The 26,415-nt window shown below is 66.8% G+C and carries 8 protein-coding genes; 3 read left to right on the top strand and 5 right to left on the bottom strand.

Features of this window, described 5'->3' with window-relative positions:
• Positions 1-40 precede the first annotated feature (40 nt).
• The 5 genes from GGE06_RS11735 to GGE06_RS11715 all read right to left on the bottom strand — a co-directional run bounded on the left by GGE06_RS11735 (position 41) and on the right by GGE06_RS11715 (position 18,755).
• Positions 41-2,365: a UvrD-helicase domain-containing protein gene (locus tag GGE06_RS11735; RefSeq protein WP_184930767.1), complete on the bottom strand. Its 2,325-nt coding sequence runs from the start codon at positions 2,363-2,365 to the stop codon at positions 41-43.
• A complete protein-coding gene (locus GGE06_RS11730; protein WP_184930766.1) occupies positions 2,362-9,093 on the bottom strand; it encodes a DEAD/DEAH box helicase family protein in 6,732 nt (2,243 codons plus the stop codon). Before GGE06_RS11730 ends, GGE06_RS11735 begins: the two co-directional genes overlap by 4 nt.
• Complete coding sequence (locus GGE06_RS11725) at positions 9,090-14,393, bottom strand: hypothetical protein (RefSeq protein ID WP_184930765.1); 5,304 nt, start codon at positions 14,391-14,393, stop codon at positions 9,090-9,092. Before GGE06_RS11725 ends, GGE06_RS11730 begins: the two co-directional genes overlap by 4 nt.
• Positions 14,390-17,449 carry an SNF2-related protein gene (locus GGE06_RS11720; RefSeq protein ID WP_221517990.1) on the bottom strand — a complete coding sequence of 1,020 codons (3,060 nt, stop codon included), beginning with the start codon at positions 17,447-17,449 and terminating at the stop codon, positions 14,390-14,392. The genes GGE06_RS11725 and GGE06_RS11720 overlap by 4 nt, the downstream gene beginning before the upstream one ends.
• A 130-nt stretch (positions 17,450-17,579) precedes the next feature.
• Positions 17,580-18,755, bottom strand: coding sequence for a serine/threonine-protein kinase (locus GGE06_RS11715; protein WP_184930764.1), 1,176 nt, complete (start codon positions 18,753-18,755; stop codon positions 17,580-17,582).
• Positions 18,756-19,178: 423 nt separating this feature from the next.
• On the opposite strand from GGE06_RS11715, the gene GGE06_RS11710 reads away from it, so the two are divergent.
• The 3 genes from GGE06_RS11710 to GGE06_RS11700 are packed head-to-tail and all read left to right on the top strand — an operon-like array spanning position 19,179 to position 26,340.
• Complete coding sequence (locus tag GGE06_RS11710; protein WP_184930763.1) at positions 19,179-20,336, top strand: restriction endonuclease-related protein; 1,158 nt, start codon at positions 19,179-19,181, stop codon at positions 20,334-20,336.
• On the top strand, positions 20,333-23,683 hold the full coding sequence (locus tag GGE06_RS11705) for a P-loop NTPase family protein (RefSeq protein WP_184930762.1): 3,351 nt from the start codon (positions 20,333-20,335) through the stop codon (positions 23,681-23,683). The genes GGE06_RS11710 and GGE06_RS11705 overlap by 4 nt, the downstream gene beginning before the upstream one ends.
• Positions 23,677-26,340, top strand: a complete 2,664-nt coding sequence (locus GGE06_RS11700; RefSeq protein WP_184930761.1) for an RNaseH domain-containing protein — start codon at positions 23,677-23,679, stop codon at positions 26,338-26,340. Before GGE06_RS11705 ends, GGE06_RS11700 begins: the two co-directional genes overlap by 7 nt.
• The last annotated feature ends 75 nt before the right edge of the window (positions 26,341-26,415 follow it).

The raw sequence follows: 26,415 nt of genomic DNA, 5'->3' as shown, positions 1-26,415 counted from the left end.
AATGTCGGCCTCCCCGAGGGTGGGGAGGCCGACATCTGTGTCAGACCGGCAAGTAGGGGCTGGGCTTGCCGTGCCAGCTGATGTTCAGTGCGTCCCGCGCTCGAGTAGTCGCCACGAACAGCAGAGAACGGGCTTTGCGCTGCTCGCGCTCGTACCGGGGCGGATCCTCGGTGCGGTAGCGGTCGATGACGTGGGTGCGGGGGAGGACGCCGTCACTGGCGCCCACGATGGCGAGGCGCTGGTACTCAAGGCCCTTGAAGCGGTGCATGGTGCCGACGTGGACCTCGCCGTCACCCTTGGGACCCTCCTTGGTGAGCTCGGCGCAGGTGATGCCAGCCTTGGTGACCAGGTAGTACATGGTCTGGCTCACCATGTCGCGATCGGCGACGCAGACGGCGACATGGCCGCTCGGGTCTCTGGGCGAGCCGTGCTCGTCCGTGGAGAGCTCCTTGCGCCATGTGGCCAGGGTGGCGGCGAGGCCTGCGAGCTCGTCGTCCCACGTGTCGTAGGGCGTGAAGGCCGGGGCGGGGCCGTGTAGGACGGAGCGGTATCCGGCGAGGTTGTCGGTGCCGTCGTCCAGGTCGTCGTAGCTCACCTTCTGCCCGGCCTTCACGGGGTCCACCACACGCAAGGCCTCGGTGAGGATCTCCTTGGTGGTGCGGTAGCTGAGGGTCAGGCGCGAGGAACGCCCGCGGATGTTGATCCCGAGGGCGCCGAGGGCCACCTGGTGGTCGTAGATGCGCTGGTGGGTGTCGCCGGCGACGAACATGTCGTTGGGCAGGTCGGGGTCGGCCATGGCCCGGAGCATCTTCCAGTGCGCGGGGCTGAGGTCCTGCGCCTCGTCGACGACGATGTGCCGGTAGCGGTAGTTGAGGTAGCGCATGCCGGAGCTGTTGTCGCGGTGGATGAGGTCCTTGCCGCCGACCTCCTCCTTGTACTCGCGCCGGGCCCTGATCTTCGCGGCGCGTTCCATCTCGAAGCGAGCAGCGCGTTCGGATGCCTGGCCCCAGGTCTCCACGCCGAGCTTGTCGAGGCGGGCGGTGAACTGCTCGATGAGCTTCCAGATGTGGTTGCGCTCGGGCCGGGTCAGAGAGCGGCCCCGCCCGGCACGGCGGGCCTGGAAGTAGGCAGAGCGGGTGGGGACGGACTGGCCGAGGATGACCTGCTCCCACTCCTCCAGGAGGAATTCGGGCTCCCAGCGGCGGTCGTCGAGTTCGGCGAGGAGCTGGCGCATCTCGTTCAGCGCCACGTGGTCGTAGACGCGCTGCCGGCCCCTGCCAGGTGCGGTGTTCTCGCCTAGCACGCGGGCGGCGAGCTGGTCGATGTGAGCGATCTCGACACGGGCGAGGAGCTCGGGCTCGACGAGCGACGCCAGACGCAGGCGCAGGTCCGTGGTCAGGTTCTTGGTGAACGTGGTCAGCAGGATCGCCTTGTTGCTGCCGGTGGGCAGCTGCTCAGCCAGGTGCTTGACCCGGTGCAGGGCGACGATCGTCTTTCCGGTGCCGGGCCCGCCGGAGACGCGGGCAGGGCCCTTGTAGTGGCGGTGGACGATGCGCTCCTGCGTGGGGTGGAGGAACACCTTCCAGGCCCGGAAGTCTCCCTCGTCGATGGCCGCCTGCACGGCATCGTCGACGGCGGTGACCTTGGTACGGCTCAGGGCTGCGGCGAAGTCACCGAGATCGGGCTCGTGGCCGAGCTCGACGGGCTGGGTGATCTCCTTGCGGACCTCGTCGATGGACATACCTGCGGCGAGGCCGTAGAGGACGTCCTTGGACAGCAGCGGGGCGCCCTCGACGAGCTGGTCTAGCTCGGTGCTGTCGGTGACAGCGAGGGCCAGCTCGATCAGCTGGTCCGCGACGCCCAGCTCACGCAGCTGATCTGCGCCGTACGCGGCGAGCAGGGGAGGAGGCTCGGTCTCCACCGTCGGCAGAGGCTGCGGCGTCGGCTCGGGTTCGGCCGGCACCGAGATCCGGTCCGGTTCGGCCGGGGTCAGGGTGATGCCGGCGCGGCGCAGGGCGCTGTCGCCGACGACCGCGAGGTCGACGAACTCGATCTCGCCAGTGACACGGTTGACCGCGACCTGGAGCTCTTCGTAGACATCCTTGCGGTGGCGGACGGCGATGACCAGCCAGCTCTCGGTGCCGTCCGTGTCGACCCCGGTCGGGGTGAGCAGGGCGCGGTAGGAGTCGTTGACCCGCGCGGACCAGATGCGCGAGTCACCCTTGAGCTTCTTCAGCTTCAGGCCCGGCTGGTTCGGGTTGTTCCGGAAGACGTGGCAGAAGTCGTAGAACTGGGCCTTGACCGAGCGGTCGAGCTTGTACAGCTCCTGTTCGGCCTTGCGGTACAGGCTGAGCCGGGCGGTCATCGGATTGTGCCTTCCATGTCGGGGAGCTGGTCGAGCAGGGTGTCGAGGTGGTCGATCCATGCAGCGGCGGTCCGGACCGTCCAGCCCTCCTCGGCGTAGGCGGCGTCACGCCGCTGGGACTCGACGTCCTCGTCGCCTTGGTGGGCAGCGACGACGGCGATCTTGAGGTCGGGAGTCTGCCAGGCGAAGTCCGCCTGCCAGCGGCTGTTCCCGAGTTCGAATCCGAAAACCGGAGCCTGCTTACCGTGCTCGGCGAGTGTCTCGGCGAGGCGAAGGAGGTCTGGCGTCTCGTCGGGGTCTTCGCGCAGGATCTCCAGGATGTCCTCGTCCCAGACCGCGTCCCGGATGATCTGACGAAGGGCGGCTTCGGCTGGCGAGTCAACGCTCGGCTCCGAGACCACAGGCCGTACGGCAGGCGTGGGCGCGGGTACAGGTGCGAGGGCGGCGGAGAGCGAGTCGAGTTCGCCCAGACCACCGCAGACGGCGAGGACTTCGACCTCGAAGTCTGCGGCGCGACTGGCGGCGAGCTGTACTCCGTCCCCACCGGCGAGGGACAGGAACTGGGTGATGTTTGTCCAGTACAGCCAGGACCGCCACCGCAGCTTGTGTTCGTCCGTATCGAGGACAGCGTCGCTGTCGTCGAGGACCGCCAGGGCGGTCCACCGCAGGTTGTCAGGGTCTGCGGCGTCCAGCGCGAACACAATCGGAACGCCGTGCTCGTCCTGGGTGCGGAACACGTGGACCGGACCGATGCCGCCATTGTCGGATACGACCGGCTTGTCGTCCCGTCGGCCGGCTCCGAAGGCGCCGAGCTGCTCGCGCAGCGCGGCGACGAGCTCACTGCGCTTGCCGGTGGCAGCCACGGGGGCCGTGGCGGGAACGGCGGTGAGGCCGGTGACCAGGGCGCGGGCCCGCCGGGCCCAGTGGGTCGCATCAGGGTCCCGCAGATAGGCGATGAGCGTGTCGATCGGGTTGGCGAAGATCGCTTCGCCGAAGTGGGCACGGTTGCCGCCGTACTGCTCGTACGCGGCCTTGGCCTGCTCCTGGGCGGTGCCCCGGTACGGCGGCCAGACGGGCTTGGTGCGCCCCGGACGCTGTTCGAACAGGTCGATGTCGGCCCAGGTGATCTGGAAGACGGTCTTTCCGTCGGCACGGAGCAGGGTGCGCTGGGACGCGTTCTTGGCGATGAGGTTGTGCTCCCGGCTTGCGTGGAAGCGGAAACCCTCCAGATAGACGTGCACGCTCTGCACCGGACCGTCGACGCGGGTGAAGGTGAAGTCCGTGCGGGTGCCTTCGAGCTGCCGTTGGGCGGTCAGCCTCCAGTGCATCACGTCCGAGCCGTCGGTGAACCGCAGATGCCCGCTGGCGTGGCCGTCCTCGTCCAGGGTCGCGTCGTCGGTGACCTTCACCCAGTCCCGCAGGGAGGTCAGAAAGCGTGCCTCCAGGTCGGATTCGACCTGGGCGTCCAGCCCGACCAGCCCGGTGTGCTCCACATCGCTGATGTCCCAGCCGTCCTCGCCGTCTCCCTTGAACAGCAGCGACTCCAGCATGCTGAGCGCCGCCTGTCGGGACACGAGGTCCTGGAACTGCTCGGGGGTGTAGCGGTGCAGGCAGCGGTGGCAGGCGCGCCGCTGCTCTTCCGCGCACGGACATGCCTTGAGCTGTTCGTACGCGCGAGCAAGGGTGTCCCGGAAGGCATGGCGATCGGTGAGCCGGTCCAGGTAGCCGGTACCGCCAGGGAGAGAGTCGAAGAGCACCAGGAACCAGCGCCGCTCGCCGCTGGCGACGTCCGGCATGGAGGCCACCGTGGTGTCCAGGTGCTGCGGGTCACCGCCGAAGTGAAGATCGACACCGAGCCGCAGTGCGGCTCGGAAGGAGTGCACCCGTGCGTCCACGTCGGCTGTCGCGGCAGGGATGAGGATCCGCAGGGCCTCGGTCTCCAGCTGGTGGGCGAGCAGCACCTGCTCCTGCGTGACGCCGTCCTTCTTCCCCCGACGCAGCGGACACCACGGGCGGTGGTGCTTGAGCTGCGGGGCACGAGCCGCTGCCGATTCCATGGCATCGGCGTCGTGGTCGAAGACGGGACGGCCGTCCGCGCTCGCGGCCCCGCAGGCGGTGCACACGTGGAACGGGTTCAGCCGGACCAGATGGCCGGCGAAGTCGTCACGGGCGGGAGCGTCGTAGCGGACCGGCCCGACGTTGATCCGGCGGATCATCGCCGTGCGGCAGTAGTCCACGCCGAAGGTTTCGCGGTCGTGCCGCCAGGATTTGCCCCGCTCGATCTTCTCCACAGGAATGTCCACCGCATCCACGACGGTGTACGAGCGGCGATCGCGGTCGTCCTTGTCGTCGCGGATCCGGGCGTCCTCACGTTTGTCTCGCGACGTCACGGTGGCCGGCTCCACGACGTGGAACAGGCAGGAGCCGTCGTCGGCGATCTGGCTCGTCGTGCACCGGGGGCACGGCGAGCGATCGACGGTGGCGTTCTCGGTACGCACGTACCCGCAGCCCGGACACACGCGCCAAGTCCGCCACTCCTGGCGCCCGCCCGTCGACAGTTCCAGGCCGGTGATCTCGTGCCGGTAGCCGTTGACGTAGAAGGTGTTGCCCGGAGCCAGTTCCTGGATCGCGAGGCGGCGGGGCCGCTCGTAGGAGAGAGTCTCGGACGTGAACACCACCTTGTCCGTCTTCGGGTCGATGCCGTCCTCGCCGTACAGGGTTGCCGACAGGGTCGTCGTCGAGTCGATGAGGGCGTAGTTCGGAAGCAGACCCAGGTCGCACAGGGCGCTTTGCGCCGAGGTGTCGCCCAGGTGGAGGAGCTGCCTGCCCACCCCGCGCCGTTCGGCATCCAGCTCCGCCTTCTGACGGGCCTGGTCGGGGTCGCTGTCGTGCAGCTCGCCGTGGGCCTCGTCGATCTCGCGCAGCCGCGCCCGCAGAGCGTCCTCGGCACGTCGCCACTCGCGTTCCGCCTTCTCCACCGTGCTGCGCAGGCCGTGCGCCGCGAAGGCCTCCAGATCGGCCTTGGCCTGCTCGCTGACGCCCGTCGGGAACAGCCGCAGGAACTCCTTGACCAGCTCCTCGCCCTGATCGAGGGCCAGCTCCACCAGGTCGGTCAGATAGCCGGACGGGCCGAACAGACGAGGCGCCTTGTGCGGCAGTGCGCGCAGCACGATGCCGTCCGCGCGGACGAGACGGCCGGCCGCTGCGAGGTCGAGCAGATGTGCCAGGTACTGGCGCCGCAGGATCTCGACGGCCGACAGGTAACACCCGGGCGGCGCGATCGTGCCCGCGATCAGGTCCTTCGGCCGCTCGAGGAAGTACAGGTCACGGCGCCGACGGTCGGGGATGGTCAGCAGGAAGGCATTTCCGGTACGGCGTCCGGCCCGGCCGACCTGCTGCGCGTACGAGGCGGGGCGGCGCGGCAGCGCAGCCAGCACGACGGCGGACAGGTCCCCGATGTCGATACCCATCTCCAGCGTGGGCGTGCAGGAGAGCACGTTGGGGTCCTTGAACCCGCTGCCGTGCTTGAACGCCTCCTCGACCTTCTCGCGCTGGTGACGCGTCAGCATGCCCGTGTGCTCGGCAGTGACCACCTGGTAGGTGCCCGCCCCGAGGTAGAGCCGACGGTAGTAGTCGTTCCTGTAGTCGCGGTCGCGGTGGTGTATCCCCAGGCCCTCGGGCCGGTCGCCAGCTACCAGGCGCCCTCGGCGGCACCGGTAGGAGGGGCAGGGCTGGCCGTGCCACTGGTCCAGCAGGGACGGGTGGACCGTCTGCTCCCAGAAGCACACCGGGCACCGCACGTACGAGACCCGCACCTGCTCGTCGTCCAGCAGCCGGGCCTCGATGTTGCCGGGCTTGAGCCCGTACACCCGTACCGAGGTGTCGTTCGGGGTGCGCACCGACAGCAGACCCATCGAGGCGAGCTCGGGCAGCAACCGGCTCCACAGCTCGGGCGCAAGCTCACGCGGCAGCTCCAGGCACCGCCCGGCCCACCGTTCGTACCAGGACAGCCGACCGGTCGCGAAGTCGAACTCGCTGCCGTTCTTGGGCTGCCCGAGAAGGAACATAGGGGCGGCGATGCCCTTCGGGAAGGCCCGCATGCCCGGAGCCCTCTTGCCCCAGATGTAGTACCGGCTGGTGCCCGCCTCGTCGATGTACTTGTCCAGCCAGCGGTGCGCGACCGCACCGCGGGTACGGAGCCGCTCCAGAAAGATGCGTACGAACGCCAGATAGCGGGCGTCGTCCTGCGCCATCAGCGGCAGCCCGTCCCGTACACACTCCTCGTGCAGCTGCTTGACCAGTGCGATCACGGCCGTCGGGTCGTCGATGCGGACCTGCGCGACGGCAGTGCGGGTCAGCTCGAGCGTACGGCCGTTACGTGACCGGAAGCCGAACTCCATCAGCGTCTCGAACGCCAGCCGCTGACCGATCAGCCGCCACGTCTTCAGGTCTCCACCGCGGCCCTGACCGGACAGGAGTCGGTCCACGCCCTTGAAGCCGTGCAGATCCGGTGGCACCACCGCGGAGAGGGTGTCCTTGTCGGTCGTGGCGGCGACGACGTTCGCAATCAGATCGTTCAGCGCGGTCGGTTCGTCGTGCCGCAGGTGCTCGGCGAGCAGGGCGCGGAGCGAGAAGGTATACGAGCGGTTCGCGACGAACCCGGCCCGGTGTGCGGCATCCTGCACCGAGTCGTTGAACATCAGCGTCTTGGCCTCGCAGAGTTCCTTGTCGAGCTCCCCGCCGGTGAACAGCTGCGTGACGGACGCCGCGGCCATCGCGGCGGCGCCCGTACCGAGGTAGCGGATCGCGTTGCGCTCACCGCACGCCGGACACCAGTCCTCCTTGGCCGCGGTGTTCGCGGTCTCCCCGAAGTTCACCAGCACGAACGCCGAGTCACGGGCCGTCAGCCGGGGCTCCTTGGTCTCCCGGTCGTAGTCGTTCAGCGGATCAGGCAACCGCAGCCGCTTACGGGTGCCGTCCAGCACCATCAGCAGCCCGCCGGCACCCTGCGACGCGGCCGAGCCCCCCTTGCCACTGGTCGCCGTGAGCAACGCGGCCCCGGAACCCTCCCGGGACTCCTGGTCCGTCGCGGCGATCAGGTTCCGCACCCGGGCCTTGTCCTGGCCGAGCGATGCCCGCCGGATCTTGTACGTGTCGAACTGGACGTCGTGATCGTCGCTCTCCGGGGAGAACACGGCCCAACCCGACCGCCCGCAGTCACGACAGTAGACCGCCGGCAGGAACAGGTTCGCGCTCTGCCCCGATGTCGCCGTCGTCACCGGCGCCATACGGCCGCTGTCGGCCGCGCCCGCGTCGGCCGCGCCGGCGGCGTCCCAGCGGAACTCCGCCTTCGGCCAAGGCAGTACGCCGCGCAGCAGCCGCGACACCGAACGCGCCCACTGGTGCACCTCGACGTGCACGAAGGGCCGGGGCTCGGCGGGGGAAGACTCCGGGGCACGCGCGTACGACAGCAGCGCGACGAACCGCGCCAGCGCCTCAGCCGCCTTCTCCGGCTGCCGCGCCACGGCCTGGGACCAGCCGGCCGCGCCCGCCCGCCACATCACGTCCAGTACCTCAGCGCTGGTCTTCACTCCGCCGCCGAGCGCCTGCATCACCGCACGAGTGAACAGATGCCGCTTGAGGTTCCCACCGAGCACGAAGGGATCGAGGTCACGGACGTCCGTCACCTTCTCAATCAGATCCAGCAGCGCCCCGTCGTCGGTCGCCGGATCGGGCAGCGCCAGCAGCTCGTCGGGCGTCGGCATCGGCTGCATGGTCACCTCGCCGAGCGGGATGAACTCCTCGACCGTGAGCCGGTTCTCCCCGACGATGGAGTCCCTCGTGAACTCCGTGCCGAAGACGTGGGCCGCCACCTCCAGCAGCTGCGCCGTGCCGTCCTCGTCCGTACCGGAAGCGAGCGTTGCCGACGTTGCCACCGGACAGATCTTCCCCAGCGGGCGGCCTTCCTCAGCTGCCCCCACGGCAGCGGCCAGCCGACGCAGCAGCATCCCAACATCCGTGCCCTGAGCGCCGTCGTACGTGTGGAACTCGTCCACGACGACGTAGCGGATATCCGACTCCCGCCACAGGGGGGCGTCGTCCGCCCGCTGGAGGAGCAGGTCCAGCATCTTGTAGTTCGTTATCAGGATGTCCGGTGGGGACATCTGCATGTCCGAACGTCTGGTCCGCACCTTCTCGTACTGCGTCGCCGCGCGCTCACCGATGTACAGTCCGGCCGACAACTTCCCCAACTCGGCGTTCTCCGTGAGGAGCTCGTTGATGCGCTGCGCCTGGTCGGCGGCCAGGGCGTTCATCGGGTACAGGAAGACCGCCTTCACCCCGGCCTTGCCCGCGGCCCGCTCGCGACGGCAGTGATCCAGCACGGGGTACAGGAACGACTCGGTCTTACCGGAACCGGTGCCGGTGGTGACCAGCGTCGGCTGCGGGGTGTGGCCGTGCGCCGAGGTCAGCCGCGCGAAGGCGACGGCCTGATGCACGTACGGCTTGAAGCCCTCCCGCTGCCACTCGAGGTGCTTGCGCCACTCCTCGCCGGCCACGGTGAACGGGGTCCGGATCCGCAGATATGGGCCCCGGAACATCCCCGACGTCTCGTCCCCGAGGAACCGGTGCAGCGCCTCACGCGCGCCCTCGTCCGTGAGCGCGTACGTCGTCGACAGATACTGCAGCAGGCTCTCCTTGAGCCCACGTGCCTGAAGCGTCGGTCTCACGGCTTCGGCACCTCCTGCTTCTCCGGATCCCACTCGCCACGGGCGACCGACTCGTCGAGGCGCGTCTGGAAATAGGCGTGCGCGGCCCGCAACTCTGCCTCACGGTCGGCCCTATAGAAGGGAGGGAGGAAGCCGTTGGGCGGCGGAGTTTCCATCGGATGCTCGAGATGGGCCACCAAGCCTTCGTAGTCTTCCTTAGTCTGATTGTGGCCTGCCGCATAGGGATCCTCTGCGATCCTGCGTCCGGCAGAGTCAAACCACATGGCTGATTCGCGGTCGGCAAGAATCGTATAGCGAGACTTGTAGATCGCAATGAGGCGGTCGGCATCCAAGCCAAGCCAGGCGGATACCAGCGCATCAATCTCTACCAGGGCGGCTCGACGCTCGTACTCTGTGCGAAGTGGGACACTTGGCGACCAAAGAGCCGGTAGGTCCCTATTTAGTTCCTGGATGTGAGGCCATTCAAATGCCCAGGTTTCACAATCTTGCCACGCTGGGTCGAACAATTCCTGCCAGAGGTCGGCATATGCTTCAGTGCTGCAGTTGAGCCGGAGTGTGCGAACCAGCAGGGAGTTGGTTAGAGGGTGTCCGGGGGCTGGGGCGGGCATCCTAATGGCTTCGGGACCCCGGAGGTCCGACCTGCCTGTGATGCGAAGCAGGTAATCAAGAGGGAGGGCTGCCCAGAAGCCAGCATTAACTGCAGTGGTGATGCTATTGCCTACGTGCATTGAATGTACGGCATCGACGTGTGCAGGTCCCGGCGGGATTATGGCGGCGAACAGGCTTCGCTCGGTATTCTTTGTGTCGATTCGCCGCCTCCAGGCCATTCGGTAGGTCTCAGTGTACGGGTGACCGTTCCATGTGTCCTGGGCGCTGGAATACTCGCCTGTCGAGCAGGCGCGTGAATATGTCGTGCGAGGCTTGGCGTCTGAGGGCAGGTTTGTGTGCGCCCAAGGGGTCCAGTCCTTGACGTTTCGCATCGGCATATTGGGTTGTTTGGCGAAGATCGTGGAGATTCCTAGGTGTGTCCCTTGGATGATTACCTCCCTCCAATCGGAAGGCTCTCCTACCTCGTACTGGATGATTCCATTGGTCTTGCTCGTTGCTTCGTGGAAGCCTGAGCTGATCAATGGCTGGGCTGCGCCAAGCCGGTATCGGAATTTAGACAGTGCGACAATTGCAGCCTGCTCAGCCGTCGTCACCGGGTATAGAAGCTGTGTTTCGTCCGCCGGTCCGTCAACCTCTCCGCTGAGCTCTTGCCATTCCGCGAGGAGGGAATCAGTTACCTGGATCACACGTGCGCGATGCGGGCGTACATCCCACCGTCCAGCATGCTTCTGTGCCGGGTTATCTCCACTTCCGTCATGAGACAAGGAATCAGGAAGAACCCTGGCTGACCGAAGCTGGCTGAGGTTGGCAAAGTTGATCGACTGACTCTCTTGTCCATAGACGTGCATGCCGAAAGAGACTGTTCGGTCCACGTCTTCAAATGCCCAGTTGGCCGAATTCACGAATCCGGCATGCACCAACAGATGGTGGTATGCGGCCGACCTCAGCTTCCCCTCTTTCACGCCTTCGAGGTGTGTATCAGGATGCAACATTCCTGCGGTGCCATACCGGCCGATGTGTCGCCAAACCTGACACATGAAAGCGCGGTAGAGGTTAACTTGCGTACCAGCGAGGAGGGGGTAGGTAACCTCCGAGCTAAGGATTTCGACGTTGCCGGAGTGTGTGGCGATCTCGCGCAGGAAGAACGCGTGCGCTTCTTTCTGCGATGCCAAAATTTCCGTTCGCCGCTGGAGGCGCTGCCCTGTGGGTGGCTTCTCCGTCAGGACGAACCACGGGTCAAACTCGGCGAGGATTGCATCCTCCTGCCACCGCGGCCGTACCCACGGCGGGTTACCCACCTGGAGATCGAACCCACCGTTGCGAGCGAAGATGAGGGCGAACTCCAGCTCCCAGTGGAGGAAACCCTGCTCCTCCGCGATGTCGTGTACCTCCCGGAGCCACGGGAAGCGGTCTTCCGGGTTGCCGGCGTCCATGCCCATGAAGCTGGGGAGCGTTTCCTCGAAGCTCTTGAGGGCTTCGAGGTCCTTGAAACTGTCGATGAGGGTGCCCTCGGGAACGTCGGCCGTGCCGAGCATAGCCTCCAGGAACTCCAGCCAGTCGTCCAAGTCCTTGAGTGGGACGATCGGCCGACGCTCCGGCGCTTTCGGCTTCGGTGCTGAGGCCTGGGCCCTTCCCCGCGGCCTGATCTGCTTGACTTCTACGACCGAGTCGTCGGCGCTCAGTTCGAGGTCCTCGAAGCTGGTCTGCTCGGGCCCGAGAGCGAACAGGGCCGTCGCCTCGACGAACTGCGGCACGGGTGTGGGCGTGGGCACTGCGGCCGGTTCCGGTTCAACGACTGGAGCAGCGGGGGACTCCAACACCAGCGGCGCGCCGTCGAGCAGGCGGCTGAGGCTGTCCGCTCCAGTCACCTCCAGTCGCGCCGCGTACTCACCAGCCGTACCGTCGAGCAGGCCGGCTTTATCGACAGGCCAGAACCAGAGCGCACACCAGGCGTCCATGATCTTCTTCAGGCGCCAGTACGGAGTGTCCGCGGCGTTGAAGAGATCTTCGAGGACCTGCTCTTTTGTAACCGCCTGGTCAGGGCGGTGGAGGAAGGCATACTCGGGGGCGGCCGGGTCGGCGCCCCAGACGTCGATCCGGCGGGCGATAGCCTGCTCGGAGAGCTCCATGCGCTTGGCTACAAGCGACCAGAGGAATTCGACTCGGCGGGCGGCGTCCCGGAGGCTGGTGAACTGAGACACCGGCTCCTTCTTCGCCCGGCCGGCCTTGCTGCGCTTGGGGCGCTGAAGGATGCCCTTCTTCCAGGCGGCGAGCTGTTCGACACCCTCCTTCGCCAGTTCCTTGGCCTCCTTCGAGCCCGCGACCGCGGCCCACCCGGGACTCGGAAGGAGGAACTGATGAACCGCGTCCGGGGGGAGCGGCTGAGGCTCGCCGTTCTTGAGGAAGGGCAGCGGGAGCGGGGCCAGGGCGCCCTTGGCCTTGAGCCACTCCTTGCCGGTGACATCGTCGGCCGCGTAGACCGCTCGTCGGGCGCCGATGAGGCTGTTTCCTCGGCGCAGGTGAAGGCCGAACCACGGGGCTCGCATGCCGGGGTGCATGGTGTTGAGCCAGAGGGACACCTCGGCGAGCTCGACGCCCGTGGCGTTGAGGTCGACGCCGTACGCGTTGTGCAGAGCGATGTACGCCTTGGCCTTTTGCTTCTCGGTGAGGGCGTCCGCAGTCGGGATGGTGACACCCAGCTCGTCCTGCCTGCGGCGGAGGTACTCCTCGGCGACCTGGTTGATCGCCTCGTTGAGGAAGGCACCGGAGCCGAGGGCTGGCTCACAGATCTTGTACTTGAGCAGTTCGGACGCGCGGGTCTTGACGACGTTGCCGGCGGCGTCGTGCTCCTGGTCGAGGCGGTGCTTGAGGGTGAGCTCAACCGTGACCTGGGTCAGTGACTCGGGCGTGTAGTACGAGGCGGAGGTCTCGCGGTCGCGGCCGGCGAGGCGGTAGACGAAGGAGCCGTGCTCGTACTTCTTGACGCCGCGCAGACCCTTTCGGGCGTCGTCCTCGTCGTAGTGGACGAGGGTCTTGTCGGGGTACTGGTCCTGCTTGTGGGAGGGGATGAGCCAGGAGCCCTTCTCCGGGTCGCCACCCTTGGCGACCTCGCACAGTTCCTCCTCGGCGATGATGCCGGTGTACGACATCAGGCCCTCGTAGACAGCGCCGAGCTGGTTGATGCCGAGGTTGCGGTAGGAGATGAAACCGCCCCGCTCGCCGCGCTTGCCCTTCTTCATGGTGAGCAGGCGCAGTACCTCGTGCAGAGCGGCGTTACGCAGGCGCAGGTCGAGCCAGCGCGGGGCGTCGTCCTCGTCGCTGCGGGGGTCGACGACACCCCTGCCGATGAGGCGGACCGAGCCGGGCTCGAAGAGTTCGCTGCGCAGGGGTTCGAAGCGCAGGCCGCGGTCCTCGCTGCGGCGGGCGGCCTTGGCCGCGCGGGTCTCCTCGTCGTCGCCGGGCTGGTCGTCGTCGTCCTCGGTGCCGTACGGACGGTGGCCGAAGTTGACCTTGTTGAAGAGGACGTCTAGGGATTCGTGCAGGTGGAAGCCTTCGCGGGCCTCCTCCTCGACGAGCTCCTCGTCGCGTTCGACGAGTTCGCGCAGGCGGGCCATGGAGTAGCCGGCCTCGTAGCTTCCGTCGTCTGCGGGGAGGATGCCGAGCTCGGGACGGGCCTCGGCGTAGAGGAGGAACAGGATCCGGTAGAGGTAGCGGAGGGATTCGCGGGTGAGTTCCCGGGAGAAGGGGATCTTGGGGCTTTCGATGTCGGCCGGGGAGACGCCGTTCTTCGGCTCGGCCATCCGCGCGAGGACTTCGTTGGCGATGATTTCGACCGAGCGCTGGAGCCCGTGGCGCAGTTCGCCGGAGACGCCGGCGGCGTTGGCGCCGGAGGACTTCAGCAGGGCGTCGATGGCCCGGCTCTGGTCGTTCTCGCCGGGCCGGAGCACGTCCAGGCTGAACAGCGCAGCGATGGTGGCGAGTTCGCCCTGCTGGGTGCGATCGTTGCGTTCCAGGGCCGCGTCGAGGTTGACGGCGAGGTAGCGGCCCTCGTTCCAGGACTGGCGGTCGGCGAGGACGAGCACGCCGCCGCACAGCAACAGGACGAAACGGGGGCGGGGTCCGCCGGCCTCGCCTTGTTCGCTCTGGAACAGCCAGGACGCCAGGGCCTGGCCGGTCTCGTACGTCTCGCTCGCACTGACACGCAGCGGGTGCAGCAGTCGGCCGGGTCCGGTCGCGTCGAGGGCGGCGTCGTTGTCGGCGGCCCAGCCGCAATCCAGGGCGATGATCCCGTGGCCGTGGTAGGCCACAGGCAGGGAGTGGTCGCGTCCGGCACGGTGGACGGTGATCTCGGTGGGAGTGGCCTCGAAGCCGAGGGCGTGCAGGATCGTCTGGTGCCACTCGGCGAGGCGCTTGCGCCACTCGGGGTTGTTGTGGGTGCTCGGTCGGACCTCGTCCCCGGCGTCGCGCTCGGCGGCGTCGGCGAAGTAGCCACGTACGTCTTCAGAGAGGTAGGCACCGCGCAGCGAGCGGAGCAGTTCCCGAGGTGTCTTCCGCGGGTCGTTCTCATCGCCTTCGCGCAGGGCCCAGGTGGCGAACAGGCCCTTCTTCAGGTCGGTTCCGAGCTGCTCGGCGAAGTAGTGCGCGGCGAAGTACTCGCCGCGGTTGCTGAAGGAGTCGAAATCAGTGCTCATCGGTCGGTGCCTCCCTCAGCGGCGTTGAGCGGTTCCAGGACGGCGAGCAGACGCAGCATCGGCTCGCCCGTGGTCTGCAGGGACTTGAGCAGGCTCAGCCGCCTGCTGGCGCTGAGGTTCACTCCTCGCTTGCCCGTCCCGTCAGAAGAGAACAAGGCTTCCTGCTGCCAGTGCACGACGCGCTTGCGGGACGGGGCGAGGATCTCCTCGATCTCTTCGCCGTACGCCTCCCTCAAGTCCCGGAGGTGCTGCTCCGCCCTGTTGATGGCGCCGGGGACGAGCTCCGTCAGGCCGTCGAGGTCGTGCGGCGCGGCGCGGCCGGGCATCGTCGGACCCAGGCCGTAGTCCTCCAGCACCTCCGGGGTCAGAGGCGTCACCTGAAGGTCGTTCGGTTCGCCGTGGACGGCCATCCACTCGACGATGGTGGGCCGGCCCAGGGCGTTGGAGCAGATGCCCTGGACCAGGAAGGTTGGTGTTTCCACGGAGGCGGCGAGGACGGGGGCCTGGTGGCGGCCCACCTCGACGAGCACCTTGTCGGTCAGCCAGTCCAGGACCGGGTGGACGTCGGTGACGTAGGAGACGTTCGGCCACTGCGACTTGGACGACTCACGGGCCGCCTTCAAACGCCGGTCTGCGAGGTCCTTGGAGAAGGTGATGCGCATCCGTCCCGGCTCGGCCTTCCGGGGCATGATCCGCTGCTCGTCGAGGTACGACTTCGGCAGCGCCTTCAGCCGGTACAGCAGGTCTCGCGGAGGTTCGAAGGCGATCGTGCCGTCGTCGTCGCGGCGCAGCGAGAGCTGGTCCTCGGGGTTGGGACGGCAGACCTGACGCAGTGCCTCGTCGAAGTAGTCAGCGGTGGACGAGAACAGGCGTGGCACGTACGCCTGCCGGACCTCGGGATGCTCCGGAACGGCGCCCACCTGGCCGAGCAGTCCGGAGAGGAACGCGGCGCCCGCCTGCTGGGACTGCTTGATGGACTCCTCGACGGTCCGGCCGGCGATCAGGTCCTGGGTGAGGCGGTTCTCCTCCTCCTTGGCCCGGTACAGGCCGGTGACCGCCTCCACCGATCCCTCGATCTTGTGTGCTTCCTCCTCGCGCTTGAGCAGCTTCTCGCCCACGAGACGGTCGTCCAGCGTACGGGGCTCCCCGGTCGTCTCGTCCGTCCGCCAGGGGATGCCGCTGGTGAGGATCAGAGCCCGGAACTCCGGCCGGTGCTCCTGGCCGTAGCGGTCGATACGGCCGTTGCGCTGCTCGATACGGATCAGGGACCACGGCAGGTCGAAGTGGATCAGCCGGTGGCACTGCTGGTGGAGGTTGACGCCTTCGGAGGCGACGTCGCCGGTGAACAGAATGCGCACGGGGTCGTCGCGCAGCCCGAACTTCTCGACGATGGCCTGCTGCTCCTCGTCGCTGGTGGCGTCCCCGTGCATGACCTGCACCGCGCCACCGAAGGCCAGCCAGGGCTTGTTCTCGTCGGGGTCGGCACCGCGCGGGAAGCCGAGCGCGGTCGGGACTGCGTCCGCGAGCCACTTCAGCGTGGGGATGCGCTCGGAGAACACCACCACGCGGGTCTCCGAGCCGGGTCCGACACCCATGGTGCGCAACTCGTCCAGGAGGGCCGCCAGCTTCGCCGAGTCCTCGTCCTGGATCCGCTCGGCCACACCCCGAAGGTCCAGCAAGGCCGCTCGCTCCGCCTGCCTGGCCGCCTCGCGAGCCGCCGGGTCGACCGGACGTGCCGTCCGCTGCCCGCCTCTCGCGGACTCGGTGGCCGGCTGCTTGTCCAGCGTCGCCAGTCGCGTCTTCACGGTCTCCAGTAGTGCCTTGTGCGAGGACAGGAAGGACTTCAAGAGCTGGTAGGGCACCAGTTGGTGCCGGCTGACCGAAGACTGGTCGGGGTCGGCCGGAATCCAGCGCGTGGCGAGCTCCTGGAAGACGGCGAGCTCCTTCTCGCCGGCCGGTACGTGGATCGGCTGGGACGGTCCACGGTCCGCCCAGGCACCCTTCAGCGAGTCGCGGACCTCCGCTGTCGTCTTCGTACGCCGGATGTAGAGGTGTTCAAGGTCCTTCACCTCGTATTTCGACGGGTTGGCGATGGCCGCTTCGTCCAGCATCTTGATCAACTCGGCGAACGACTCGGCACGACCGTTGTGGGGCGTGGCCGACGCCAGCACCAGCGCATCGGTCTTCCGGGCCAGGAGGCGGGCGAGCTCGTTGTTCTTGGTGCCCCGGTTGACCAGATTGTGGGACTCGTCGATGACGACGGCGTCCCAGTTGGTGTGCTCGAGGTGGTGCGCGTAGACGTCGCTCTTGAGCGTGTCCACGGAGATGATTGCGCGCTTGAAGTACGCGAACGGGTTTCGGCCGGCTGGAATGTCCTGCTGGATGCGCTGGATGCCGGTGGAGTCCAGACGGACGAGCGGGATCGCGAACCGGGTCCACAGCTCCCGCTGGAACTGTTCCAGCACATGCTGTGGGGTCACGACCAGGATGCGCTCACCGCGCCCGCGCCGGATCAGCTCGGCGAGCAGCACCCCGATCTCGAGGGTCTTGCCCAGACCCACCACGTCGGCGATGAGGATCCGCGGCTGCGGGTTCTTCTCCAGCGACAGCGCCAGCTCGGCGGGCCGCAACTGGTGCACCTGCTGGTCCATGAGGAACCCGTCGGCCAGCGCGAGCCCATGCTCGGTCTGCGGCAGGAACGTCTTGCGCATCACCGCTTCAAGGAACAGGCGGCCTCGCCGGTGGTTGGGGGAGTCGTCCGGGACAAGCCGCGTCTCCCGCGGATCCAGCACCTGGATCGCGTCGAGCCGGCTATAGAAGACCGCGTCCGTGCCGCGTACGAAGGACGAGATGCCGGTGACCTCCACCATCCACCCGTCTTCGCCGACGTCCTTGGAGTTCCGGACGAGCCACAGCTCGTCGCGGATCAGTACCTGCGACCCCGGGGCGTAGCCAGCGGACCCGGTGGTCCGCCGCGAAGCCGCAGCGTCCTCCGGCTCCCAGGCGTCCCACGCCGGATCGCCCTGGCCGCCCACGGCTTCCGCCTCGACGCTCAACGTCCGCTCCGATCCATCACCAGCGACCACCGACGGCCGCCCACACTCCAGGCGCCTGCAAACAACGGACTACGCCGTCCGAGCACGCCATTCCGACAAAGACTCTCACCCAGCACTGTCAGCGCAGGTGTCACAGAACGGGATCGGCGGCATACAACGCGCGCAGCTCGTCCGCGATCCGCTTTGATGCAGGGGGGCGTCCCCTGGCCGCCCCCGGCCTTGGTGGGTCGCTCCGCGTCTTGGAGCCCGGGGCCGGTTCGGGCAGGAGAGCCTCAGGCTCGTCCGGATCCGGCTCTGATTCGTCTGCTTCGGCCTGCGATACGCGCGCAGGGTCGTCGAGCGGGCTTGCCGGTTCGTCGTGCTCGATGCGGTCAGCCTGCTCGTGGATGAGCTTCTCGAACGACACCGTCAGCGGCTCACTCGGGGCCGGCGGAGACCCGCCCCCGTTGGTGTGGGCGATCAGCGCGAGACGGGCGGCGGCCGGTGTCGTCCCGGAGTCGGAGAGAACCCTCGCGCACGCATCGGAGACCGCCTGCAGAGTCGGCCGTTCCTCCGGCACGTGGGCAAGCATCGACTCCAACAGGGGCACCAGCGGCGCAGGCACACCAGAGAGATCGGGAGCGATCTCGGCATTGGTCACCTGTGCCGCAATCGCCTCCCAGCGCGATCCGTCATACGGATAGTGGCGAGCCGCCGCATACAGCAGGACCGTGCCCAGCGCGTACACATCCGCTGCAGGTGACACCTGCGGATGGCCGCCGGCCTGCTCAGGCGGCATGCACCGGACCGTGCCAATGATCATGCCGCTGTGCGACAGCGTCTCCTGCGAGGCATCCATGAACGCGCCCAGCCCGAAGTCGATGATCATCGGTCCGTCATCACCCAGGATGACGTTCTGCGGCTTCAGGTCTCGATGGAGCAGCCCTGCGGAGTGGACTGCCGACAAGCCTTCGGCGAGCAATGCCCCGAGGCTGGCCACCAGAGGCAGGGGAAGCAAGCCATCGCTGTCCACGCAGGCCAACAGCGTGCGCCCGGCCACGTACTCCATGGCCAGCCACGGCCGGTCTGCGTAAGGGTCCGCGTCCAGGAAGCGGGCCACCCGGTTCGTGCCGATCACCGTGCGGGCGATCAGCGCCTCCTTCTCGAAGCGCGCACGAGTCAGCGGATCGAGTTTGTCGTTGCGGATCACCTTCACCGCGACAGGATCGCCTGCCGGCGTGTAGGCGAGATAGACCTCACCCATCCCGCCCGAGCCGAGATCCCGCGCCACCGTGTACCGGCCGATCCGCGTGGGCACCCCGCTCATCCGTACCGACTCACCTTTCCACCGCGCCGCACTCGACCGGCGCTCTTGTCCGCCACCACTCTAATCGGCCAAGAGATCAGCCCGAGGTGCTTTCGCCCTGATCAGGACACTGGGCAGGTCCACTGACCGAAAGTGGCCCCGGTATGGACGGCCGTTTGGCGCCGAGGGATCGAACGTCGGCTCGAGCCCCCTCGCTGTGAGTAAAGCGGAATGGATAGATCACCCGAGCGAGTGAATCTCCTATTTGTCCTCCCGGTCCCGGCTGGGGCAAACGGCCAGGTCAAGTGCGGGGTAGGTCGCGGGCGGTCCGCCACGCCCGGCTGGGGTGCTTGCGATCGAGCCTTGAAGGCTCCGGCATCATCGCCTCCGTCACACAGAGCTCTCTGTCAAGAACACTCAGTAAAGTGAGATGGAGGAGTGACGGTGCTTGATGCCGTTATGAGTCGACGTCGGACGAGGTTGGTCAGTGCCACCGTCCGTCTGGGTTATGCCTGGTCGATCCGGCGTGACGAATCCCGGGCCTGGCGCGAAGTCATGAGCATGACCGGGGTGGTCAACTCCATCCTCGGGGCTGAAGGTGAGGCGCTGACGCCTGCTGAACTCGTCGACCAGTTGTCTCGCGGCCCGCTTTGCCGACTTGCTCCCGAAGTCTTCGAGGGCGACCCTCTTGGGCAGATCACGGTCCTGGAATGGGGCGAGATCAGCGACGACGTCTACTCCGACGGCTGCTCGGCGATCGTCGAACTACTTGAACGAGGCGATCGCGGTCGTGGCTGGATGCCCACATGGACGTGGATGCAGCACGAACTCGTCGAAAGAGACGCCTTCTTGGGACTCAAGATGGGTGCGAGCGATGCCGATTACGTAGTTCGTCGGCGCTTCCCGATCGAGCACCCTGCCGGTGAACGGCAGGCCATCGCCGACTGGTGCAGCAAGGCGGGGATTCTGCCTCCAGTCCGCTACGTGCCCCTGCCGCCAGACCGCGCCCACGAGGGACGCTATTGGTGGCCATGCCCGGAGTGCCGCTGGCCCATGCGAGTCAACGGGGCATCAGTGCGCTGCAGCTACCGAGCCCACAACGCCGCATACGCCATCCGCACCTTGCCTGACGGGCAACCTCCCAAGCTCCGCCCGCGTGATGACACGGTGCGCAGACAACCCGCGGCGAAGGTCGTACAGCGCGATGGCAACCGTCAGACGGTGTGCGTGGAGTTCCCGGTGTGGCGCTACATCGTCGTACCCGGCGTCGAGGAGCTCAAGTTGTACAAGAGGTGGGACGGCAAGCCGCCCCTGTCTGTCGAACTGTGGCCTCGACAGGACGCCTACGACTTGAGGTTCACCATCGAGGAACTCGGCTGGACGTGGGCGATCGATCTCAAGGACGTGGCCAGTGCCGCCGCACTGGCCGACGAGGTCGCCAAGAAGCCGCTCGCCGCAAAGACCATCGTCCTCCCGGACCACCGCGGAGCTGCGCAGCGCGCGGAGTTGCAGGACCTCCTGCCCGATTACACCGTTCTGTTGGTCGAGGACGTGAACCGTATGGTGAGGAAGAAGATCGCAGAGGCGAGGAGCGCCCGGTGATCGACGCTCGCGAACGTGATGGTCTTGGGCGGCGTCAGTCCCAACTCCTGTCGCGCCTCATCGCCTGTGCCTGTGCCTGTGCGCAGGCGTACTTCCCCGACGGCAGGTCGGGCACCACGCTGACTGCCGCCCAATACGTGCTCACGGGTAAGTACGACACCTGGGCATCCTTCGCGTCGCTCCCGCTGGACGATCAACGCCGCCTGAGTCGCCTGATCGCTCACAGGGCGAATCCGCTGGCGAACGACACAGCGTTCCGCGACTACGCCAACATCAACTTCTTCGAGCGGCGCGTTCCAGGCTTCCGGCTGCTCGACGGCCAGGAGCAAGTGGTCGCGCACCATGGCCTCGACCCCCGTGCCTGTGCTGACCAGCTGCTGTCGGAGATGGATGACATCCGGGCAGCTCAGCTGGTGTCCAGCTCGATCGCGAAGCCGGGGGAGTACACACACACGCTGCGCGTACCGATGGCAGGCCGACAGAGCGCACCTGTACTCGCCTACTACACCTTCGAGGAGCACCAGGCGCCACCGCGCCGTGCGCAGCCGGCACGGCTGCGCACGGCCCCGGAGCTTCCGGAGGTGGAACTCAAGATCCCGGGTTTCCTTCAGCTGAACGCACAGCTCGATCAAGGGACGGGGAAAGCCTTCCGGGCCGAGACCCTTGAGCCCTTCTTCAGGAAGATGCGGACCGGGCGGGGGGAGGCGGTCGAGGACGTTCTGAGACTGCAGGCGGGTCCGACACAGGTGCTAAGTGCTCCCACTGGCTCCGGGAAGAGCGTCTTGCTCCGAAGCTATGCCACCTGGGCGGTACAAGAGGGGAACACCGTTGCCCTGGTCGTCGACACCAACGCGAATGCCCTGAAGCTCGCCCACGCAATCGAGCGAGATCTCGAGGAATGGGGTGTCCGAGAACGCCTGGGAGCGGAAGCCTCGACGGTGGTCGTCCCGCTGATGTCCCCTAACAGCTTGATGCGGGAAGTGGACAGAGCGGTCAAGGGCTCGCATGATCCTGACTACGTCGACTGGGTATTCGCCCGGATCGGGTACTCCTGCCAGCTGCCCGCGTGCGCATCCGTGGATGAAGCTGTGGACACGTGGGTGCCGGGCGGAGAGCCCTGTACGAAGCTGACCCCCGTGCGCCCAGAGCGCGGAGAACCTTACCGGAGCATGCCGGCCCCGAAGGTCTGCCCCTTCCGGCAGGGCTGCGGCAAATTCCGGCTGGCGCGGCAGGCGGCTGCGGCGCGAGTCATCGTGACCACGCACGCCAACCTTTACGAGGGGCGCATGCACATCCCGTTGGAAGCGGACGACGGGACGGTGGACGAGAAGGTCAGCGTGGAGAAGTTCCTCATGACCCGCGCCCAGGTCGTCCTCATCGATGAACTCGATGCTTTCCAGTCGACGGTGATGGACCGCTCAGGACGTGGGTTGCCGCTGGCGTGGGGCGACCGGGGACACGATCGCCCCTTGCTGGAGGTGGATAGTCAGCTTGTCAGCGCCTTTGGCCGGCTGCCGGGGGCCTTGGAAGAGCGGACACGCTCCAACGTATCGGAGTGCAGGCGCCTGGCTGAGACCTACACCATGCATTTGGCGCGAGGCGATCTCACCTTGAGCGATCAGCTGCCGGACGATCCACAGCAGAAGCCCCGTAAGAGGCGAGGCGGCCGTCGGTGGATCGTTCCCCAGCGGTGGGACGGATGGTTGGCCAGACACCTTGCCGCGTTCCTCTCGGGCGATGAGGCCACAGTGTCCATCGATCCTGAATCGCGGGAGGCATCGGCAGCGGCCGTATTGCTGGAAGCTGTGTACGACAGGAAGGTCGCGACGTACCTTCTTCCCTCTCACGTCCGCGAGTTCGCACGGTTGGTGCGCTCGATCACCGCTCCCGTGGACGCCGCCGGCATCTTGGAGCATGCCCGCGGCGAGCTGTTCGAGATGCTGGCTGCCTGGATTCCTGCGGCGAAGGCACGAGCGGCGGTGATCGATCGGCTGGCACGCAGGATGTTCCTGGTGCCGCTGAGGGAGATGCTGTACAGCTTCGTTCACGACGCCCCGCAACTGAAACTCGCCGGCGTCCCGGCGGCAGAGGAGATCGCCCAAGCCCTTGGCGGCTACGAGAAGTGGAGGGCGATCCCACACGGCCCGCTCGGGCGACTCGTGTTCGCCTTCACCGAGGACCACAACCCCAAGTCCCTGCACGAGACCAAGCTCAGTGCTGCGGCATTCGGCGGTGATCCGCACCGCTACATCACCTCACTGGGACTGATCAACGCGCTCGCGCATTCGGGGCATCCCAGGGTTGTCCTCGGACTGTCCGCGACAGCTTTCATGCCCGGCGCACACCGGCACCACATCCACGTCCGCCCCCAGCTCATCGTGCCGGACGAGGGATCGTCGGTGATCATCGACGCCCGCCCCATTCCAGATCTGGAAGGGGAACTGATCCGGATCTCCGGGCTTTCAGGCAAGAAGCGGCGGGAGGCCACGAAGCAGCTGGGCATGAAACTGTGGAGCGAGCTCTCACGCGAGCTTGAAGCGCTTGCTACACAAGATATTCCTGGTGTTCAGGACGCGATCCTCCTCGCCACTACCTCCTACGAGAGCTGTCGAGATCTGGCCGAAGGCATGCGCCTCGCCGGCGCGCCACCCGGCCTGATCGCCGTAGCGGTGAGGCCCGATGCGGATGCCGACACTGCAGCCGAGCTGGACCCTGAAGATCAGCCCTGGATCGAGATCCCGGGGGACCAGTTGGAGGACTTCGGTGCCCGAGAGCACGCCCGCATCCTCATTGCCCCGCTCAAGCGTGCTGAACGCAGCCTCAACATCCTCACGCCCGGTGAGCGCCGGTCCCGGATCGGCTCCATCTGGCTCGCCGTACGCCCCATGTCGATCGTCGACGACCCCGACGAACTGCTCGCCCACGTGGGTGCCAGGGCCCTCGACGACCATCGAGTCGACGACAAGCCATGGCTCGAGCTTGCGCGGTCCAAGAAGGTTTCCGGCCAGTACTTCGACCAGCTGCTGAGTAGCCAGCGCTACTTCAGCGCCCTGCCGCGCCGCGCCAAGAAGGCCATCGCCGCCGAGCTCATCGCCTCCATCATCCAGCTGGTCGGCCGTGCACGCCGTGGCGGCACACCAGGCCGGATCCGGCTCGTCGACTACGCGTTCCTTGACCCCAAGGGCAACTCCGACCTGCCGAGCCTCATCCGGCAACTCCGCACCGACTGGGCCCGCTCCGGTGAACTCGACACCCTGCTCACCACGAATGGCGAGGCGCTCAGGGCCTTCTTCACCTTCGCCGACAACCACAACGTCACCCGTGACTCATTGGACACCGCATGCTGACGTCCCTCGCTTACCTTCTCGAACCCAAGCGTCTGGGCCGGGTGGTGCTCTACCGGCTGACAGAAGACTTCGCTGAGGCATGGAACCAATTGCCTCGCTATCGTGACAACGACACCTCCAGGCCGGTCCGGCCCGCCTACGCAGGACTCGCCACAGCACTGTCCGCTGTGACCAGTCAGCCTGTCGTGATCATGCCGGACACCATCACCCCACCCGAGGACGATGAAGTTGTCCCCGCAGTCCTCGCAACCACCAAGCCCATCGCGCCGCGTCTGCTGACTCGGGCCGTTCGTAGTTGGGAGCGGCTCATTCGAGGCGGCGCGGACGACGACACCCTCGCCCCGCTCCTGGCGCAGAGCGAGATGGTGAAGCCCAAGCTGCTTGACTTCATCGAGAACGCGGACTCTGGCCGGCCGCGCGCACCACAGTGGTTCTACCGAGTCGCCGCATGGAACTTCGCAGCCGCCCTATGCGAAACGCCGCTCCACCTGCCTGCCGGCACGGCTGACGCAGGAAAGCGCCTCGAATGGCTCATGGACACCAGAGGCAGCCTGCTCGCCTGGGACCACGTTCTGAAAGGCAAGACAGAACGACCGGCGAGGACCGGCTACGGAATGCACAAACTCGACTTCCGTGTCATCACCCTGCCCGGCGAACCGAGAATCGGCATCCATGTTCTGCCGACCTTCAGCAGACTGGCCACGCACTGGGCCGGCACCCGCACCGCGTTCGTCGAGCGCGGCAAGGAGAACATCGTGCTCCGCCTGCCCGTAGGCCACCGCCGTAGCGGCGAGAGCTGGGAACCGTACGCACGCAACTTCACCGCCCAGGTCGTCGCGGCCTGCAACCTGGAGGCGATCGAGCTCGGTACCAACGAGACCCTGGAGAAGATGAGCGGCGCAGCGCGCGCCCTGGTACCCGGGCCCACTGAGCATCCGCTGGGCAAAGGCACAGGCACTCGGTTCAACCTCTACCTCGCCAACTATGTGAAGGAGGCGGCGAAGGAGCTGAAGATCGAGCAGGTCACGTATGAGCGGACAGACGTCGAAGTCATCCGGCACGTGACGGGACCGGTCGTACGAGAGGATCTCGATCACGCCCTCAGCGGTGCAGAGCAGGATCACGTGCGGATCCTTGCTCTTTACGACGATGAGTACACACGTGAACGTATGATCACCGCGCTCACCCCGTACCTTGAGGAACCAGAAGAGACTGCGGGCTGGGAAGACAACCACGACTACCAGCTCACCAAGAGGCTGTGCGTTCGACTCCATCGGATGCCCGCTCTGGTGTCCCAGACGCCGGTCGACTGGGACCGTGAACTTGCCTTTCTTACACCCCTTGTAAGTACTGCGCTCACCGGCGTCTGGGTCGAGACGATCTGGAATCCCAAGAGACGCGCCTCTCGAAAGGGGCAGCAAGCCGACGTCTACGACCCGAAGCGCGACCTCCGCAGGCACTTCCACCGCCGGGGAATGGTCTCCCAATTCATCGCCCAACGTCCGCGGCCGAAGCCGCCCAAGCCGGAGGATGAGGAAGCTCCGACCCCGGAGCTGGCGGCCGACGCTGATCAGCCCCTGGGCGTTGACGGTGCCCCAGAACCTGCGGAAGGCGAGACGCCGAAGAAGCCGAAGCAGAGCAGGCCACGCCTGGACTACCCGGCGATCAACGGACTGCGTGACCTGATGTTTCGCATGGGAGCGGTCGACGGACGACTTGCCGAGGGCGTCTCACTGGACCGTCCCACCATCCTTGTGGGCGTGCACCTGCGTCAGCAGCGGATCAGCGCGAAGATCGGCTCTGCTGACAAGACACAGATGGTGGAAGTCCTCACAGCCCTCCACACCGATCCGGACCCCAGCCAGCCCTGGCGACTGGAGATGTACAGCCGCCGTCATCACGCCTGGCTACCCCTTCCCCAAGGAGAGGCAGCCTTCGGCGCCGGCTCGATCGGCGTGGATCAGCACGCACGCCACAAGGAAGGAGCCGCACTGGTCCGCGAGCACATCAAGGCCGCGCTGCGGATCCTGCCCGGGCAGACGTCGCTCGTCATCTTTGTGGACACGGAAGCGTGCCGAACCATCTGGCCAGGGCTGCAGCACGCCCGCTTCGGCGAAGCGACGCTCCCGAGCGAGGGTCTCGACGACAACGGGCGCTCGGTGGCCGTGGTGAGCATCAACACGTCGTATGGCGAAGTTCCCACGCCGGTCGATCGAGCCGACGCCAGGGGGCGACGCGACCCGGCGCGGCCACAAGCCCCTGACGACTGGCTGCACGAACGGACGACCTCCACCGGGCTGACCAGTTGGTACTTCGCACAGAAGTCACGCAGCTACGACGGCTTCGGGCAAACGGGTATCAATGGCAGTACGTGCACCCGCTTCACGATTCCGGAAAACCTGAAGGAAAAGCTGCTGCGCAAAGACTGGCACAGTTTCACCGCGACTCAGATCACTGTCCCGCAGCCGGGGGAGTACCAGGCGAAGGACCTGGCCGCATTGGCTGCGGCACTGTGCCATCAGTCGCTTGCTTGGGATGCGCGCACCCGCCATCCCGTACCGCTTCATGTGGCGGGAGCCGTTGATCGAAACCATCCGGAGTATCGCGGTCCCAGCTTCGAGGCAGAGGCGGAGCAGCCAGGAGACGACGTCTCCTGATCGCTTCAGGAGCGCATTGTCCAGGCGCTTCATGCAGGTCGCGTAGCAGGCTCAAGCGATATTGCCCGAAGCCAG

The sequence above is a fragment of the Streptomyces nymphaeiformis genome (assembly GCF_014203895.1).
In the GTDB taxonomy this organism is placed as follows: Bacteria; Actinomycetota; Actinomycetes; order Streptomycetales; family Streptomycetaceae; genus Streptomyces; species Streptomyces nymphaeiformis.
The sequence above is the reverse complement of the archived record's forward strand: the minus strand, read 5'-3'. Positions and strand labels throughout refer to the sequence as shown.

Bases quoted from the DNA above. Each gene is read 5' to 3' on its own strand.
- GGE06_RS11725 (WP_184930765.1), bottom strand. From the start codon at position 14,393: ATGAGCACTGATTTCGACTCCTTCAGCAACCGCGGCGAGTACTTCGCC.
- GGE06_RS11700 (WP_184930761.1), top strand. From the start codon at position 23,677: ATGCTGACGTCCCTCGCTTACCTTCTCGAACCCAAGCGTCTGGGCCGG.
- GGE06_RS11715 (WP_184930764.1), bottom strand. From the start codon at position 18,755: ATGAGCGGGGTGCCCACGCGGATCGGCCGGTACACGGTGGCGCGGGAT.
- GGE06_RS11735 (WP_184930767.1), bottom strand. From the start codon at position 2,365: ATGACCGCCCGGCTCAGCCTGTACCGCAAGGCCGAACAGGAGCTGTAC.